This window comes from Streptomyces sp. NBC_01006 (assembly GCF_045162725.1).
In the GTDB taxonomy this organism is placed as follows: Bacteria; Actinomycetota; Actinomycetes; order Streptomycetales; family Streptomycetaceae; genus Streptomyces.
The window spans coordinates 7,254,348-7,269,900 of the sequence record NZ_CP108700.1 but is presented as its reverse complement, the minus strand read 5'-3'; the positions used below and the strand labels follow the sequence as shown (position 1 = coordinate 7,269,900).

The following is a 15,553-nucleotide window of genomic DNA, read 5'->3' as shown; positions in this document are numbered from 1 at the left end:
TGGAAGCGTGGGCGAGAAGGGTACTCGCGGTGCCACCACGCCTTTGCCACCGCCAGACAGCGGCGGCCTCGTTCAGCCCGATGACGGGGGCAAACCGGCGGGGCATTGGGTCCGGGGGCCGTTCCTCCCCGCGCTCGGGAGGGTCTTCACTACGGGTGCGAGTCCGCCTTCACAGCTGCTGGCGGCTCTCTCTGCTCGCGTGATCCGTGGCTACTCGTCTCCGTCGACGCGTTGCCCACGAGAATAGGGACCCCGCAAGTCTCCCGCAACGCAATCACGGCAATGGCGCACGACGTGGCCGAAGGACGCCCCCGCCGAGGCCAGGTACGACGCGCAGCACATCGCGGCCGAGCTGGCCGGCGCCAACCTCTTGCTTGGACTCCGGTGCGGGTGGCAGTGCGAGGTGACGGTACGGAATTTCTTGCTACCGTCGCGTTCGCCCTCAAGGAGGTCTCATGGCATCGTCTCTGCCCACTGCGGCTGATGTGGATCTGAGAGTTCAGCCGATTGACGATGTGCTCGAACGTGTGGACCAGGCCTTGGGGGTGCGGCTGGAGCGGAACACGGTGGTGCGTAAGCGCCGCTCAATCGGGGGACAGACCGATCACGGTACCTGGGTGCGGATCGAGCGTCGTGGGTTCGACAGGATCGGCGAGCAGGGTTGGAACGGCATCGAGGCCGCGGCGGTCCTGCGGGACGTGATCATGCCGCAGTGGTATCGGGGGTTTGCCTGGCGTGAGCGGGACCAGCCGGTGATGTGGCGCGCTGACGAGCTGGAGCTGATCACAGCCGCGCCCGTTGGGAAGGGCGCCATGGTGCTCGACGACCCCAGTTTGCAGGATTCGTGGTGGGTGTCGTTGAACGCCTCGCTCGATGCCCTCGCCGCGCACCGTACTCCCCGCATTGCCACGCCCGACACCGTGATGATCACGCAGGACGTGGTCACCTCGACGATCAGTGCCGTCTTCCCTGAGGTCACCGACACGACCGTGAGCGACTGGGTGCCGGCACACGCGGACCTGACGTGGGCGAACGTGATGGGGCCCGAGTTCTGCGTGATCGACTGGGAGGACTGGGGGATGGCTCCTCGAGGGCTGGATTCCGCGACCCTGTGGGGCAATGCGCTTGCCGTCCCGGCCCTGTCCGAGCGGGTAGTCCACGAACGACGTCGGGACCTGGAGAGCCGGGATGGCAAGCTAATGGCGCTGTTCTTCTGCGCGAAGATCGCGGGCCCCCACGCGTACGTGGATGACCCCCTCCTGAACCCCGCCCGCGGGGAAGCGGCGAGGCTTGTAGCGGAGCTTCAGGCCACCAGACGGCACCACGGTTTCAGCAAGACTGAACGCTGACACTTCCCGCCCACCACCAGTAACAGTTGGAGCTTTCGTGCCCGGGCCTGTCACCCCGATCATCCGCACCGCTGCCAAAGCTGTCGTCCTCCACGCCGGCCGTGTGCTGCTCCAGCGGGCCAACTGGGAGGGGCAGGAGTGCTACTTCCTGCCCGGCGGAGGCCAGCTCCCCGGTGAAGCCCTCGATGCCACCGTGCGCCGCGAAGTCCACGAGGAGACCGGTCTGACCGTCACCGTGGTCCGGATGTTGTGGCTGCGCGAATACATCGGCGCCAACCACAAACACGCCGACACCGAAGCCAGCACCCACCGCATCGAAGCGATCTTCCACTGCATCCCCTCCGGTGACCCCAGCAAGCTTGGCGGACACGCCGAGGACGACTTGCAAACCGGCCTGGACTGGATCGAGTTGGAAAAGGTGCCCCACCTCAACCTGCTTCCCCATGCCCTGCGGCGGCCGATCACCTCACTCGCCGGCGCGGAGTATGCGACCGGCTACCTCGGCGACGTCGCCTGAGCACCCCGATGGCCAGCGCGTCCTGCCCGACCTAATCCGTCCACCCAAAAGCGCTTAGCTCAGATCACGTCCGGCACCGTGCGCCGGTAGCGGACTTCGGACAGCAATACTCCGTCGTATTCGTCGACTTGAACGGCACCATCAGCGGAGTAGCCCGCCAGTTCATAGAAGCGCCGCGCCTGAAAGTTGTTGCGAAAGACCCACAAGAGCAACGTGCCGAAACCACGAGCCACAGCATGGGTATTCACAGCGTTGAGCAGCGTGCGGCCAACCCCTGTCCCGATGAGTGAAGGCTGGACGTAGAGGGCATAGAGCTCACCCAGAGCATGGTCCGCCTCCGTGCCGCGGTAGGGCCCGAGGCAAGCCCACCCCAAAACTTCTGAATGATCATCAACCGCTACAAGATCCATCACCTGCCCGCCCGACCGTGCAAAACATCTCCGGCACCGCTCGGCATCCTTCTCGACCGTCATCCCGTCCAAGTAGGGCTGAGGCACAATGCCGGCGTACGCTGCCTTCCAACCGGCCACACGTATTGCCGAGACAGCCGCAATGTCGGCTTCCTTCATGACCCGTACGGACACCATCTCGATACCATAAGTGACCCTTTGCACGACCGTCCGGAATTTGCGGCGAACCATCCCACCTCGTCACGATGGGCTTACAGCGACGAAGACTCAACTCCTCCCGCGGGTCGCAGAGCTTCGCCAGCTAGCTCGCGCTCGCAGCCGTCAGCGTGGAGATTGCCTCCAGAACCCGTGCGACATCCTTGAGGGAGGCGAGTACGAGATCGGCCCCGGCCGAGTTCAGCTCGGGTGCCGTGGTCTTACCTGATGCGATGCCGATAACAGGGACGCCGCCTTCGAGGCCAGTTCGGACGTCCTCCAGGGAGTCACCGATGATCACTGTGTTCGAGCGAGTGAAGACTGTTCCGTACTTGGCCTGGGCGCGCTTCTGGGCGATAGCGACGAGCGCCGGGCGGTGGGGGTCGTCGGAGGCGAATCCGCCGATCTCGGTGTCGAGGAGGCCGTCGATGTCGAAGGCTGCGAGCTTGAGCACGGCGTTCGGCTTGAGGTTCCCGGTCACGGCGGTCGGAATCAAGCCGGGGTGATCGTGTACCGCTCGCAGCGCGGCGGCGGCTCCTGGCATGAGGACGCCCTGTGCGCGCAGATCCTCCGCATGTGCTGCGAGGTGGACCGGCAGGAGATCCACCATGCGCGGCAGCAGACCGTCGACCTCGCCTTCCGGCACTCCGTTATCGACAAGGAGCGATCGGATCGCCAGCGGCATGGTGACGCCGGTGCCGCGGGCCGGGAGGTGTTCCGCGGGGCGGCCGACGACCTCGGCGAAGGTCTCGCGGTAGACCTGCCGGTCGATGTCCCCGACATACAGCAACGTGCGGTCGATGTCCCACAGCACGAGCACCTGCTGAGCCTCGGTCACGTTCAGCTCCTTGCACCGTCACGAGAGTGGCACGGTCGTTTCGCTCGACCGCGCCGATCGCTGTTTCCAAGGGATGCCTGCGGAGGGTGTGGGGTGCGCGGCGGCCGAAGCCACCGCGAGACGGTCAGGCGGCGGGCTGCCGGCCCTGGTTGTCGAGGTGGCAGCGGGCGGTCAGGCGTCAGGGTCGACTTCGGGGTGCGTGAACCGCACGGGCTTGCCCAGCGACCGGGCGTAGTCGATTTCGGCTCGGGTGCTGTCTCCGATGTAGTCGCCGACTACGAGCACCTCATCAGCGAGCCGGATCTTCGCTCGGTGCAGATCGTCGAGTCGAACCTTCAGCGCCTCGGCCTCGACAGGATCGGACCCAAGTTCGTGCGGCGACTTCATGTCACACCCCGGTTTGACGACAATCTTTCCGGCTTTGGTCTCCCGCAGATCGGCCTCGGTCATCTCGGTCATGAAGCGGGTGGAGCCGCAGATCACGACGATACGCGGGAGGCTCAGCTGCTTCTTCGCGTCGGCGAGCTTCTCCTCGGGGGTGAGCAGTTGCGGGTATGACACTGGTTCCTCCTGGTGGTGTGGTCCAAGGGGTTGCCTGCGGAGACGAGAACGAGGGTGTCCAAGATCGTTTTGTGACGAACGACGTGGACACCCTCGCGACAGCACTCTATGCGACGACCGACGACATCCTGAAGGAGCATCCCGGGCTGGCGCCGTGGCGCCCGCCGGTCGGCAATACGCCCCGCCTGAGCGATGCCGAACTGGTCACCCTCGCCACGATGCAGGCCATACTCGGCTTCACCTCCGAGGCCAAACGGCTCCGCCATGCCCGTGCCCACCTGCGCCACCTCTTCCCCTACCTGCCCCAGCAGCCCGGCCACAAACAGCGGCTGCGCAAGGCCGCCAGTCTGATGCGAAGCGTCAGGGTGGGCAGCGGCCGGTTGTCCGTTCGAAGCTCCGCGTCCCACTCGGACAAGCAGTCGGGACTCCCGGCCCATGTACGGGACAAGATCCTCTCGACCGAGTGGTACATCGGGCACGATCTCGTCCCCGCCACCTGCGGCCTCCGGGAACTGACAGCCTGAACCTGGCAGTGCCCTCGCCGCCGACACCCACCGCTTGCCCGCGCGACCGGCACCCGGCCAGAGGCCCCCCACTCCAGATGGAGGGGCCGCTGGAGAGCAGCGACGGCAACAGCCCAGCGATCGAAAGAGGAGTCACGGGATGCACGTCATCAAACGCAGTGCCAGGGCCATCCTGCTGGATGGCGAGGAACTCGTCCTGATCAAGCGGACCAAGCCTGGCCAAGACCCGTACTGGGTGACGGTCGGCGGCGGGGTCGAGGAGGAGGACGCGAGCATCGAGGACGCCCTGCACCGGGAGGTCTTCGAGGAGCTCGGCGGGACGCTGGCCAAGGCGGAGCTGGTCCACCTCATCACCGACCCCCTGGAGGGCGGCGTGGGGGTGCAGCACATCTTCGCCGCGCGCCTGGAGCACATGAACATCGACGAGCGAACAGGCACCGAGTTCGCCAGACCGGAGCGCGGCCGCTACGAGGTCGTACGGATCCCGTTCACCGGGGACGCAATCCGGCAGATCGCGCTGATGCCTCCGCAGCTCGGCGAGTTCGCGGCTGGCAACGTCGAGGCCATCATGGCGGTGCTCGGCACACAGATCCGCACCTGCTGATCGTCGGTACTCCTGCTCAGCGTCCGTCCCGTCTTCCCGTCGTGAGGACTCCGATGTCTCGCATGAACCGCCGCTGATTCCTCACCGAGACAGCCACCTCGCTGTCCTGGCTGTCCGCAGCCCCGGCCGCCGCCCGCCCAACAACGGCCTCACCTGCCCCGTTCGTCGACGAGGAGGCCCTGAGCGCGGTGGAGTCCGGCGGCGCATACCTGACCGGCCTAGCCACCGCGGATCGTCAGCGCACACGTCGGCGTCCGCTTCGTCCGCGAACCCGACACCCCCGCGTACACCGCACTCGGCGCCTGGGAGATCGCACACCGGCTCAATCGCTGGGTCGCCGACCTCGACGGCCCCGCCCGCCACCTGGGCGAGCTGGACCGCCTCCTGGTCACCTTGCTGACCAGCGGCTCATAGCCCGATGGCCGCCTTGGGACCCATGTACGTGCCGGCCCCAGGAAAACCGTCCTGGCACAGCGTCATGAACCTCGCGCTGAACCCCAGGCCGGGCAGCTCAGCGAGCTTCACGAACTCGACCTGCCGGATCGGACGCGTATCCGCGCCCTCCGTGACGGCCCCGATCTGCCCGCCGACCCGGCGTGCCTCGAAGGTGATGTGAACGACATGAGCGGCTGTGTGGTCGCAGACGTACAGCAGACGGCCGACTTCAACCTCGGCGCCGGTCTCCTCCAGCATCTCCCGCTTCAAGGCCTCTTCCAGGGTCTCGCCAGGCTCGACCTTGCCCCCGGGCAGGCTCCACGACCGATCGCCGTCGGTGTCCTGGTCCAGCAGCAGGATCTGGCCGTCCTCGATGACGATGCCCGTCACGCGTGTATGCACCCGCTGACGCTATCGCCTGACGACACCGTCCGGGGAGCACATCGGTGAACGCGCAACCGACCACGGCAGTGGTGATCGCCGCCGGTGGACTGGGCACTCGGGTCGCCGGATGGTCGCCGTTCCTACCCAAGGAATTCCGCCCGCGTGGTGGAGGGAACACCACATGTACGAAACTCGCTCGCACCAGCCTCCGCGGTGCCCCACCCGTCCGGTTCCCTCCCCCGCATGGAGCTCGTCACCGCCACGCTAGGCAACGACGGCCTCCTCCTCGAAGGCCTCGACGGACGGATCGACGGGCTGGTGATCACCGCGTTCGGCGCTGGCCACGTGCCGCAGACCTAGTGCGCCCGCCTTCAGGCACTGGCCGAGACCATGCCGGTCGTCCTCTCCTCCCGCATCGGAACTGGGCCTGTCCTGAGCAGCACCTATGGCACGCTCGATTCGTACAAAGCCCGCCTGCTTCTCGGTGCCCACCTCGCCGCGGGCTCTTCGCGCGCCGAGATCGCGAGGGCTTTCAGCGACCGCCACTGATCCCCACGACCAGAGAAGGATCGAACACAGCATGCGCTCCACCAGAATCGACACCGGCAGAACCTTCATGCTCGCGCTCGACCACGGAGAAGACTTCTTCACCAGCCTCACCGCATTCTGCTCGGAGCAGGGCATCCGCGCGGGCTTCATCCCGGCCTTCGTCGGAGGCTTCAGCTCAGCCCGGCTGGTCGGATCCTGCAAACCACTGGCCAACCCCGAAGCCCCCCTCTGGGAGGAGATCACCGTAGAGACCCTCGAAGCGCTCGGGGGTGGAACCCTGGCCTGGGACACCGAACAGGACTGCCTGGCTCCCCACATTCACGTCGCCGCCGGCCTCAAGGGGGACTCCGCCGATGGACGGGTCTCTCACCTACTCGGCGCAACCGTGCAGTTCATCTGCGAAATCCCCATCGTCGAGGTACTCGGAAGCGAGAACAGTCCCGGGCTGACGCGCCGTCGGGCCGCGGAACTGTACGACGTACCGCTTCTCGGCTTCGGCACAGGTCACTGAGGCTGGGCATCGACGACGAGGAACTGACCGTCTTCCTCAAACTTGCCACCGAAGGACAGGCCACCGAGATCCTGCATGCCCTGATCGCCCGCTGGCCCGGCTCCACCACGCAGGACGGCCCGGGCACCGGGGTCCTCCAGGACCAGGACTGCGACGGCGGACTGACGGTCTCCTCGACCAGGCCCACGCCGAGCAGTTCCTCACCTGGTACCGCGACCAGTCCTGAACCATCCGGCGGCCCCGGACATGACCAGACCGCCCCATCCCGATTTCGGCCCGTGCGCCGAAATCCACGGCACAAGGGTGCCAGGGGCCGGAACCTCCGGACCGAGCGAACGCACCGAAGTGAGACACCAGGGGCTCATCACCCCCAGAAGTTCTGGCAACTGCCTTGAGAGTCCAAACAGAAGGCCCCCCAGCTGTGCGGCTGCGGGGCCCTCGCGCTACCCGGCGCCCTGCGGCGCGGGTACCGTCCTGAATGTCGAAGTTCAGAACGGAGTCCATGATGCATGACCAGGCTCAAGAGCACATCGGTCAGCGCGTCCGTGTGGCGCGGATCGCCGCGGGACTGACGCAACCGGAACTTGCCGGCCTCGTGAGCCGGTCCCAGAGCTGGATTGAAGACCTTGAAGCGGGGCGGCTGGGCCTCGACCGGTACTCGGTCATCTCCGCGATCGCTGATGTATGCGAAGTCGATGTCGTTTGGCTCCTCGGCCAGCCGTACCGACTTCGAGGTGAGGACGGAGCCGCCGCGCACAGCTACATCCGCCCCCTGCGAACGGTCCTGCGCCGAGCCGGGCTCATCCTGTCTGGACACCCGGGGCTGGTTCCGTCGGTTGTGAGCACCGAGTTCGACCGTATGCAGTCCCAGGCCATGGCGGCCAACCGCGCCCGGCAGGGGGCCTCGCTACCCAGTGCTGCCGCGGTTCTGCCAGGGCTTCTCGAGGACCTGAGCGCGACCATTCTTCTCCACGACCGGGGGCCGCAGCGGGAGCTCGCCCTGCGCCTGCTCGTCGACGCAGCCCGCAATGCGCGCCAGACCCTCAATCAGCTCGGCTACCCGGATCTAGCATGGGTGGCCGCCGAGGTAGCGGCTGGAGCCGCAACACAGCTCGGCGATCCGATTGCGAAGGCAGCCGTCGCTTGGGACAGGTGCGGAGCGATGCTCCACCAGGGGGACACCCGAGAGACGGAAGCCATCGCCAAGGCGGCCCTGGACGACCTCGACCCCCTAGCCGAGGCTGGTGGGCAAGGCGCGCTCGCCCTTCAAGGAGCGCTGGTTCTGCGGACCGCAGTCGCGTGCGCAAGATCGGGACGCGCTGACGACGCCTGGGCTCACGGGAAACGAGCACTCGAGATCGCCGGGAGGCTTCCGGAGAACTTCGCGGACCTCGAATTCCAGACCGTATTTGGCCGTGCCAACGTGCAGGTTCACGCTGCGGAGGTCGGCGTGGAGGTCGACGAACCGGCCAAGGGCCTCGCGTTCGTCAAGGATGCGAACCTGTCAGGGGTGCCGTCCCGGGAGCGCATCACCCACTTCCGGATTGACGAGGCACGGGCGTTGCACCAGATGGGCAGGACACCGGCCGCGGTTGCGACGCTGCGTCAGGCAGCAACGCGGGCGCCGCACTACGTCTACGCCCACCCCATGGCCCGCGCTCTCGTACACGAGATGGTTCGAAAGGGTGTACCAACCCAAGCTGCGGCGCTGTCAGGGCTTGTGCGGAACATGACGCTGGCCTTCTGAGCGCGGATCCTTCGGCGGAGGCTCTCCGGCCGTCGGCGCGAGACTGCCAGTACGCCCCATGCGGCTTTGGCATATGCCAGTTGGCGGCTCCCAGGAATTCTGGGGGCCGCCTTCCCGTCGGGGGACCACCCTCATGCCATGGTCACACAAGGCGACGAGTCGAGTACCACTGGTGGTGAGTTCGCCCATGCCTTGCACGGCCGGGACACCGTCGAGTGCGCCATCGTCTACGTCCGCGAACTCCGATGGTCTGTCGCACCGGGGCACCGCTTTCGCAAGCGCGCCGGCTGCACCTGCGACAAATTCTCGTGTGACGTTCCCGGTGCGCACCCCGCCGCCTCGACCGTAGACGGACTCGAACTGGGCGCGGTGCGTCCCGCCTTCGAGAACGTCCCCGGCGCCGGGATTATCGCTGCGTGCACAGCCTTCGATGCCGTGAGCGTTCCGCACCACCTTGGCCTCGGTCTGATGATGGCGCTGGATGCAGGCGGAATCCATGTGCCCTGTCTCACCATGGACCCGTTCGTTGCGACACTGCTGACCGCTCCGAAGACGGGAAGCCTCCTGGCGGGGCCTGCCGCTGTCGTCCGGTCCGGCAGCGAAGCCTGGATCGCCCTCCCGCCTTCGCACGGTGTCCGGTGGGACACCCCTCCTGAACTCAATGTCCCCCTTCCTCCTGCCCAGAGACTCCTCCCCTACTGGCGTGAGGTCGTCGGGCGATCCCGGGCCGCGGACACTGCCAAGCAGGAGCAGGACTGATGGCCGCCCGCAGCGGGCCACGCCTGATCTGCGCTTTGCCCCTTTTCCGCGTCGGTCGCAGGCGGTTCCAAAGCAGAAAGGGTCCGGAGGTGCAGGCCGTGGAGGAGAAGTTACGCGGCCATCTCGGTGCGGAGCCGGGTCAAAGCCTGGCTGGCGGCATCCTTGGCGGCGGGCAGGGTCTCTCCGGCAGCACGCAATACTCGCTGGAGCTGGTGGGGGAGCCGTTGGGCTCGAGCCTCATGCACCGCCGCGACGAGCAGTTCGGCGGCACCCTTTGTGTCACCGGCGAGAAGCCGGACGCGCCCGGTCGTGATGAGCTCGATGACGCGCCACTGGGGTGCGACGGTGGTGGTCGCGGCGGGCGCTGCTTGTTCGGCACGCAGTACGGCTGCGCGGGTGCGGCCGGTGCCGATCAGACCGCGAAGCTCGATCTCGTACAGGGCCACGGGGTTAACGAGACTTGTGTGGTCGACTTCATCGAGCAACGCCTTCGTCTCCTGGACTGCACGGTCGAAGAGGGGGGCGTTGCCGAGGACGCCGGCAGCCCGGGCGAGGAGCGGGAGGACGGCCGCGCGGCTCGTGGGGTTGGGGGCGAGGGACGCTGCTCGGACGAGCCGGTTGACCGCGGCTCCGACGAGTCCTGCCTTCCGCAATTCATTACCGTGCATACGCAGCGCGGTAGTGGTCAGGGCAGGCTCGTTGAAGAAGGCCACGACGTCGAGACTCTTGCCGGTCCAGTGCGCGGCGGTGGCGAGGCGCTCCTCGGGGAGGACGTTTCCGAGCGCTGTGCCGAGACCGAGCCGCGCGGCGGCCAAGAGGCGGAGGGCTTCGCGCTCGGTGTGTCCGTCTCGGGCGCGGGCTTCCAGTCGGGCCACGAGCGGCCAGAGTTCGGCGACCGCCTCCGAGGCATGTCCTGCCTGTCGCGCGATCTCGGCGAGACGCACTGTGGAGAGACCGAACTGGATGAGTGCACGGAAGTCGGTGTCCGCGGGATCCGTGACGCCCAGGACATGCGGTGGCAGGGCGAGCTGGTCGGCGATGTGCCGCAGGGCAGTCACATCGGTGAGCCGGCGCTTGCCGAGTTCGATTGCGGAGACGTACGTCTTGTCGTAGCCGATGAGCTCGCCGGTCTCCGTTTGGCTCTGGCCATGCACGCGACGGTGGAAGCGAAGGATGGGAGCGAGGTCGCGGGTGGCGAGAACATCCTGGGCTTCGGGAGTAGCCCAGTGCCAGGCGGCGTGCCGGGCCGACGGGCGCACGGTGGCGCTGTCGGCGCCGGGTTGCGTCATCGCTGTCTACTTCGCGGCCCGCGCCGCGTACACGGCGGCGATGGACCGCTTGTACCCGTCCGGCATGGTCAGGCCGGCTACCTCGCGCTCGGCGAAGAGGCCGATCCGGGAGTGCTCGTCGCTCACGATCGGGGCGGCCTCCGGGGTGAGGACCGTGCAGTCGTAAGTGATGATCAGGACGCGGCGGCCGGGGACCGGCTCGTAGACCCAGGTGTCGAGAAGTGTTCCGGCCTTGACGATCCAGCCGGTCTCCTCCTTCAGCTCCCGCTCCACCGTCTCTTCAGGGCCGCGATCCGCGGGGTTCGAGCCGGTGGGGGGACCGATCTCCAGTCGGCCGCCGGGCAGTTCCCACTCATTGCGCTCGTTGTACACCAGGACAACTCGTCCTTGGTGGTCGAGAGCGACGGCCTTGACCGAGACCGGCCACAACGACGGTTGGTTTGGCATGAGGCTTCCCTGGATGTGGTGGGTGGACCGGCACTTCGGAACGTAGCAGGCGGTCGCCGATCACCGGAGCAGCTGCCCGGAATGTCCGAGTCGACAGTCTGTCGCTTTACGGCGATGCCTAGGTGTTCGGACCCTGGTCGGATCGTGGCCATTCGCAGAGGAGCGCATCAATGCTGACGCGTGCACGTACGGCAAGGTTCGGGTCCCACTACGTCGATCAGCAGGCAGAGGGAGCCGACCGCGTGATCGCCAGGCAGGTAGCTGCCCGCGGTGTCGTCATGCTGGACGGGCTCACCTCCCGGCAGGCCGTTCTCGACTTTACCCAGCGGATCATGACGTTGATGCCGCACCCCGACAGCGACCCAGACGGCCTCACCACGATCCAGAACATCGGACTGGCCTCGCGGCAGCCGGGTCTCGCCGGGCTGGGCAGCGGCGAGCTGAACGCCCACACGGAGCGCTCCAGCGTCCCGAGGCCGCCGCGGCTCATGCTCCTGGTCTGCCTGCGGCCGGCGGCGTCGGGCGGTGAGGTGCTCCTGACCGACGGGCGCGCCGCCCTTGAGGACTTGGCCGCGACCGTCCCGGCGGCGATAGAGGCCATGAGCCTCCGCGGCACCGCCTTCTACGGAGACGGCGGCGGACATCCGTCCAGGATCCTCACACCGCATGGCGGTGGCCGGATCTCCATCCGGTTCCGACAGGACGAGCTCGGCCAGTTCAGTCCGCTCGTTAGCCGCTTCCTACCGGCCCTCCGCAAGGCCATCGCGGCCAACGAGAATGCCTTCGCCTTGCAGCCCGGACAGGGCTACGTCATCGACAATGAGCGCTACCTCCATGCCCGTGCCGCGTTCCTAGGACCCCGTCTTTGCGTACGCGCTCTGGGCACGCCCTCGTTCCCGCTCCACAACGGCTTCTCCCTCGGCAGCGTGGCGACGGAGAACCGGGCGGGCGCCACTTCGGGGCCACAAGGAGCATGCGGAAACTCCGGACCCGGCGCGGCCTCCGCCGAAGGCTGGGAAGTCCGGTGAGCGCGGTGACACAGTGGCCTCCGAAGACGCGTGACACGGGCGCCGTCATCGCGGCGTACGAACGAGTACTGGGCTGGCCCCTGATCGTCGACGCCACGTTGGTCTCCGCGGAGCGAGCCACGGCCGAACTGCGGGGCAACACCGGCGCGGAGTTGAGCACCACGTGCTCCGCCTTCGACGCCGTCACCGTGTCGTACCCGGTCGGTGTGGACATGCTGGTGCTGCTCGGCCGCCAGGACCTCGACCTGGTGCCCTGCCTGACTGACGGACATGACCAGGCCGTCTTCCTCGTCCGGGCCGGAAGCGGTGAAGCGCTCACCGCGATGGCGGGCGTCTCGGTCGACTCCGGCCCCGGTGGACGACTCGTCCTGCCGCCCTCGCCTCGCAGGCGGTGGGACACGCCTCCATGGAGCGCCCGGGCCGAGGAGCCGTCTGCTCTTCCTGCCGGGACCGAGATCGAACCCTGCCTTCGCGCCGCCCTGCGGCTGTTCGGCGGCTCGTCGCCCTGACCAAGACGCATCTATGCGTCCGCCGCCGACCAAGCCACCTACGGAGAGCCATGTCCCGTCCTTCGACTTCTTCTGCCCGCCGTGCCCGCTCTGCTCATGCCCAGGGACCCACCCCGCCGCCTGCCGACAGTCTCACGCGGGCGATTCCCGGTACCCCTTCGGATAGCCCGCCAGGCCTCGGCCACGCGCGACCGCGTGCCCATGCCCCTTCGAAGATGCGTGACCTCGCTGGGGACGCCCGATGACCCCCACTACGCCGGCCCCGACAGAGAAACCGGATCTGGCGCGCCTGAACGAGCCCCTGCAGCAGCGGCTGATGGAGATGGCCGCTGCCGAGAAGTCTGCTCTACAGCACGCGATCGCCCTCCTGCCGGCCGGGAACCGGCGGGCGGCACTGCGTCGGCTCCAGCTCCGGCACGCCCGTGAGCTCGAGGACATCGTCGCCAACCATGGATGGCCCACCGTGCCCATGGTCGGCCAGGAGCCCTCGGCGTACTGTCTGCAACTCCTCCTGGTCTGCGAGAACCTCGCGTTCCAGACCCGTTGCAGGAACCTGATCGAGGCAGTTGTGGCCGACCGGGCATGCCCTGCGGCCCAGTTCGCGTTCATCGCCGATAGGGTCGCGGTCGCCTGGAGCCTGCCCCAGCAGTTCGGCACCCAGATCAATCCGATCACCGTCCGCCCGTATCCGGTCGCCAGCAGCCACGACGTGGACGAGCGTCGGATGGCGGTGGGCCTGGCTCCGCTCGGGGAAGTGCTGGAGTCGTACAGGGCGCGTCTGCGCGGCGAGGCGACACCCACCAGCGGGCGCCGCGCATCGGCGGAGGGCTGAGCTGATGCTCCCGGTCCGGTTGTGCCACGCCGCCCCAACTGAACTCCTGCTACTGCTTCGCAGGCCGCCCTTCCGCCGGCGCCCAGTACGTGGTGAGCATCTCGTCGACCCAGGCCGGCACGCGCACCTCACCCTGGGGGCCCATCTGCGGGAACCAGGGGGAGAGGTCGAGCACAGGCGTGCCGTGCACTGCGTCGAGGCCCGTGACGACCACGTCGAGTCCCTCCACTCGCACCAGCTTCGGGTGGGAGATCCCCACCTGGTTCGGCCGGCGGTGGTTGCGGTGCACGAAGGTTCCCGTCGCTGGCCACCGCGGATTGCCCCTGGGGCTGCGGGCGTGCAGCTCGACGTCCTCCGGCTTGGCCTCGTGCATTTTCCACACGACCTGTACGTGGGAGAACTCCTCGAGGCCCTGGAGGGTCTCCACGGGGTATTCGTCGTGGAGCCGGATGATCGACTCCACCGCCCCCTGGTAGTCGTCAGCCACGTCGAGATGACCGTCGATCACCGTGGCGATGGACTTCAACTGAAACGTCTCGGACTCGAGCATGCCCGCTCCCTCAATCCCCCTGGCTGGCCCTCAGGCCGAACTCCCCGTTCCGTGGCGCGATTACCCTACGCTGCGCAGCATCGCATCGGCGCGCTGGTCCAAGGTGGCGGCAACGCGGCCCCCGCGGGCGAGGACTGGACGCAGGGCCCGGCGCATCTGGACGACGGTGTCCTGGACGCGGCCGGAGGCAATGCCGTCCATGGAGTCCAGGGCTCGGGACCAGGTGGCGCACGCCGCTTCGACCTGTCCTTGCCTGGCCTGGACGGCCCCAAGGTAGCCCAGGGTCACCACGTGGGTGCGGGCGAACGGGAGCGCGCGGGTACGGACGCTGTGTTCGAATTCCTTCTCCGCGGCCCGCAGGTCCCCCAAGTCCCGCAGAGTGCAGGCAGTCTCGTGCGCGAGGCTGGCCTCGCCGAAGAAGTAGACCCGGGCCGGCTCGTCCGTGGGCCGGGCGTTGCCGAGCTCCTCGGCGGCCTGGCGCAGGGCGGCACGGGCCTCGGCGTCGCGACGGCACAGGGCGAGGGCACGGGCGTGGACGACGCCAAGCAGCGCCCGCTCCCGTGGGCTGGCCTGGGCGTAGCGGCGCTGAGCAAGCGAGCCCTCGGCGAGTGCCAGCGCCCGCTTCGGGTGGTGGAGGTCGACGGCCTGGTGGGCGGCGGCGCGCAGGATGTGCCCGGCCAGCGGGCCGTCCCCGGCCTCAGCGGCCATGCTCACGGCGAGGTTGAAGCGTGCTTGGGCGGTTCCATGGTCGGAGGAGTCGAACGCCATCCATGCCGAAAGGTAGACCAGCTCTGCAGCTGCTCCGAACATGTCGCGGCGCAGCTTCTCAGAAGGGAAGCGCCGGGCCAGGTAGTCGGCGACGTCGGTTCGAAGGTAGGAGGTCAGCGCCGAGCTGCCGGCGCGGCCGCCGAGGAGCTGGTCCTGGCGGGAGTGGTGCACCATCGCGGCCCGCACGGCTTCGACGTGGGCGGGGGTGACGCTCTGACGGGAGACTGCAGGACGGGTCTGAGCCCGGTCGAGTGTGTCCTTCCACCAGTGGTCGGGGGGCAATGCTGTTCCGGCCGCCGAGTACGCCAGCACCTGTCGACGGGTCATATCCATGGTGTCGTCCCTGAGATCTACCAGCGCGGCCACAGTGTCAACGTCTTCCCACCCGGGCACCGTCGACGGCGTCGGCTGGATCGGGGCGAGCCCGATCTGCGCCGGCGTGACGACGCGTCCAAGCCGTCGGGAGAGCGTCTCGCTCAAGATACGGGCGGCGTCACCCTCCGGGCGCGAGCCGAGGACCCACTGGGAGATGTGTGCACGGGACACGTGTGCCAGCCCAGGTGCTCCGCATTCGACGGCCACGGTGCGGAAGTGAGCGGCCGTCTGCTCCTGCGACCAGCCTGTCTCCTTGATGGCTGCTGCCAGCAGGTTGTTTCGTGTGCGGGCCATGGGCCGCTCTCCATCCGCAAAACGATCTTTAGCAGCGTTAGCAGGGTCCGGGGCCTCCCGGGGATACCCGTGGGACCA

19 protein-coding genes are annotated in these 15,553 nt (G+C 67.8%); 10 read left to right on the top strand and 9 right to left on the bottom strand.

Annotation, left to right across the window (positions count from 1 at the left end; genetic code table 11):
- The first annotated feature begins 455 nt into the window (after positions 1-455).
- Positions 456-1,349 (top strand): hypothetical protein, encoded by an 894-nt coding sequence (locus tag OG509_RS33080; protein ID WP_406186284.1) that lies wholly within the window; start codon positions 456-458, stop codon positions 1,347-1,349.
- 37 nt (positions 1,350-1,386) lie between these two features.
- Positions 1,387-1,866, top strand: a complete 480-nt coding sequence (locus OG509_RS33075) for an NUDIX domain-containing protein (protein ID WP_373918022.1) — start codon at positions 1,387-1,389, stop codon at positions 1,864-1,866.
- Positions 1,867-1,925: 59 nt separating this feature from the next.
- Here the strand turns inward: OG509_RS33075 and OG509_RS33070 are convergent, their stop codons facing one another.
- The 3 genes from OG509_RS33070 to OG509_RS33060 all read right to left on the bottom strand — a co-directional run bounded on the left by OG509_RS33070 (position 1,926) and on the right by OG509_RS33060 (position 3,870).
- Positions 1,926-2,435 carry a GNAT family N-acetyltransferase gene (locus tag OG509_RS33070; protein ID WP_406186283.1) on the bottom strand — a complete coding sequence of 170 codons (510 nt, stop codon included), beginning with the start codon at positions 2,433-2,435 and terminating at the stop codon, positions 1,926-1,928.
- A 142-nt stretch (positions 2,436-2,577) separates the two neighbouring features.
- Entirely contained in the window at positions 2,578-3,309 is a 732-nt protein-coding gene (locus tag OG509_RS33065; protein WP_406186282.1) for an HAD family hydrolase, read from the bottom strand.
- Positions 3,310-3,480: 171 nt separating this feature from the next.
- Complete coding sequence (locus OG509_RS33060; protein WP_406186281.1) at positions 3,481-3,870, bottom strand: hypothetical protein; 390 nt, start codon at positions 3,868-3,870, stop codon at positions 3,481-3,483.
- Between the two features lie 71 nt (positions 3,871-3,941).
- On the opposite strand from OG509_RS33060, the gene OG509_RS33055 reads away from it, so the two are divergent.
- The gene (locus OG509_RS33055) at positions 3,942-4,394 is read left to right on the top strand and encodes a hypothetical protein (RefSeq protein WP_406186280.1); all 453 of its coding nucleotides are present in this window, start codon (positions 3,942-3,944) and stop codon (positions 4,392-4,394) included.
- Between the two features lie 139 nt (positions 4,395-4,533).
- A complete protein-coding gene (locus tag OG509_RS33050; RefSeq protein ID WP_406186279.1) occupies positions 4,534-4,998 on the top strand; it encodes an NUDIX domain-containing protein in 465 nt (154 codons plus the stop codon).
- Positions 4,999-5,406: 408 nt separating this feature from the next.
- On the opposite strand, the gene OG509_RS33045 is transcribed toward OG509_RS33050, so the two are convergent.
- Both OG509_RS33045 and OG509_RS33040 read right to left on the bottom strand, forming a co-directional pair.
- On the bottom strand, positions 5,407-5,823 hold the full coding sequence (locus tag OG509_RS33045) for an NUDIX domain-containing protein (protein ID WP_373917386.1): 417 nt from the start codon (positions 5,821-5,823) through the stop codon (positions 5,407-5,409).
- A 258-nt stretch (positions 5,824-6,081) separates the two neighbouring features.
- Positions 6,082-6,435 (bottom strand): hypothetical protein, encoded by a 354-nt coding sequence (locus OG509_RS33040; protein WP_406186278.1) that lies wholly within the window; start codon positions 6,433-6,435, stop codon positions 6,082-6,084.
- Here OG509_RS33040 and OG509_RS33035 point away from each other — a divergent pair.
- From OG509_RS33035 to OG509_RS33025, 3 genes are all read left to right on the top strand, one after another.
- On the top strand, positions 6,434-6,877 hold the full coding sequence (locus tag OG509_RS33035; RefSeq protein ID WP_406186277.1) for a PPC domain-containing DNA-binding protein: 444 nt from the start codon (positions 6,434-6,436) through the stop codon (positions 6,875-6,877). The two genes, OG509_RS33040 and OG509_RS33035, sit on opposite strands and share 2 nt — an antisense overlap.
- A 502-nt stretch (positions 6,878-7,379) precedes the next feature.
- The gene (locus OG509_RS33030) at positions 7,380-8,624 is read left to right on the top strand and encodes a helix-turn-helix domain-containing protein (RefSeq protein WP_406186276.1); all 1,245 of its coding nucleotides are present in this window, start codon (positions 7,380-7,382) and stop codon (positions 8,622-8,624) included.
- 138 nt (positions 8,625-8,762) lie between these two features.
- Positions 8,763-9,383: a hypothetical protein gene (locus OG509_RS33025; RefSeq protein ID WP_406186275.1), complete on the top strand. Its 621-nt coding sequence runs from the start codon at positions 8,763-8,765 to the stop codon at positions 9,381-9,383.
- A 110-nt stretch (positions 9,384-9,493) separates the two neighbouring features.
- On the opposite strand, the gene OG509_RS33020 is transcribed toward OG509_RS33025, so the two are convergent.
- Together OG509_RS33020 and OG509_RS33015 are read right to left on the bottom strand one after the other, a co-directional pair.
- A complete protein-coding gene (locus tag OG509_RS33020; protein ID WP_406186274.1) occupies positions 9,494-10,672 on the bottom strand; it encodes a helix-turn-helix domain-containing protein in 1,179 nt (392 codons plus the stop codon).
- Positions 10,673-10,678: 6 nt separating this feature from the next.
- A complete protein-coding gene (locus tag OG509_RS33015; RefSeq protein ID WP_406186273.1) occupies positions 10,679-11,119 on the bottom strand; it encodes an NUDIX domain-containing protein in 441 nt (146 codons plus the stop codon).
- 170 nt (positions 11,120-11,289) lie between these two features.
- Between OG509_RS33015 and OG509_RS33010 the strand changes: the two genes are divergently transcribed.
- The 3 genes from OG509_RS33010 (at position 11,290) to OG509_RS33000 (ending at position 13,488) form a co-directional block, all read left to right on the top strand.
- On the top strand, positions 11,290-12,147 hold the full coding sequence (locus OG509_RS33010; protein WP_406186272.1) for a TauD/TfdA family dioxygenase: 858 nt from the start codon (positions 11,290-11,292) through the stop codon (positions 12,145-12,147).
- Positions 12,144-12,656 carry a hypothetical protein gene (locus OG509_RS33005; RefSeq protein ID WP_406186271.1) on the top strand — a complete coding sequence of 171 codons (513 nt, stop codon included), beginning with the start codon at positions 12,144-12,146 and terminating at the stop codon, positions 12,654-12,656. Before OG509_RS33010 ends, OG509_RS33005 begins: the two co-directional genes overlap by 4 nt.
- 241 nt (positions 12,657-12,897) lie before the next feature.
- On the top strand, positions 12,898-13,488 hold the full coding sequence (locus OG509_RS33000) for a DUF6624 domain-containing protein (RefSeq protein ID WP_406186270.1): 591 nt from the start codon (positions 12,898-12,900) through the stop codon (positions 13,486-13,488).
- A 49-nt stretch (positions 13,489-13,537) separates the two neighbouring features.
- On the opposite strand, the gene OG509_RS32995 is transcribed toward OG509_RS33000, so the two are convergent.
- Both OG509_RS32995 and OG509_RS32990 read right to left on the bottom strand, forming a co-directional pair.
- On the bottom strand, positions 13,538-14,038 hold the full coding sequence (locus tag OG509_RS32995; RefSeq protein ID WP_388276146.1) for a TrmO family methyltransferase: 501 nt from the start codon (positions 14,036-14,038) through the stop codon (positions 13,538-13,540).
- A 60-nt stretch (positions 14,039-14,098) separates the two neighbouring features.
- Positions 14,099-15,475, bottom strand: a complete 1,377-nt coding sequence (locus OG509_RS32990; protein WP_388276148.1) for a Tat pathway signal protein — start codon at positions 15,473-15,475, stop codon at positions 14,099-14,101.
- Positions 15,476-15,553 lie beyond the last annotated feature (78 nt).

Coding starts and splice junctions, on each gene's coding strand:
- OG509_RS33080 (WP_406186284.1), top strand. CDS start 456: ATGGCATCGTCTCTGCCCACTGCGGCTGATGTGGATCTGAGAGTTCAG.
- OG509_RS33070 (WP_406186283.1), bottom strand. CDS start 2,435: ATGAAGGAAGCCGACATTGCGGCTGTCTCGGCAATACGTGTGGCCGGT.
- OG509_RS33050 (WP_406186279.1), top strand. CDS start 4,534: ATGCACGTCATCAAACGCAGTGCCAGGGCCATCCTGCTGGATGGCGAG.
- OG509_RS33035 (WP_406186277.1), top strand. CDS start 6,434: ATGCTCGCGCTCGACCACGGAGAAGACTTCTTCACCAGCCTCACCGCA.
- OG509_RS33040 (WP_406186278.1), bottom strand. CDS start 6,435: ATGAAGGTTCTGCCGGTGTCGATTCTGGTGGAGCGCATGCTGTGTTCG.
- OG509_RS33030 (WP_406186276.1), top strand. CDS start 7,380: ATGATGCATGACCAGGCTCAAGAGCACATCGGTCAGCGCGTCCGTGTG.
- OG509_RS33025 (WP_406186275.1), top strand. CDS start 8,763: ATGGTCACACAAGGCGACGAGTCGAGTACCACTGGTGGTGAGTTCGCC.
- OG509_RS33020 (WP_406186274.1), bottom strand. CDS start 10,672: ATGACGCAACCCGGCGCCGACAGCGCCACCGTGCGCCCGTCGGCCCGG.
- OG509_RS33015 (WP_406186273.1), bottom strand. CDS start 11,119: ATGCCAAACCAACCGTCGTTGTGGCCGGTCTCGGTCAAGGCCGTCGCT.
- OG509_RS33010 (WP_406186272.1), top strand. CDS start 11,290: ATGCTGACGCGTGCACGTACGGCAAGGTTCGGGTCCCACTACGTCGAT.
- OG509_RS33000 (WP_406186270.1), top strand. CDS start 12,898: ATGACCCCCACTACGCCGGCCCCGACAGAGAAACCGGATCTGGCGCGC.
- OG509_RS32995 (WP_388276146.1), bottom strand. CDS start 14,038: ATGCTCGAGTCCGAGACGTTTCAGTTGAAGTCCATCGCCACGGTGATC.
- OG509_RS32990 (WP_388276148.1), bottom strand. CDS start 15,475: ATGGCCCGCACACGAAACAACCTGCTGGCAGCAGCCATCAAGGAGACA.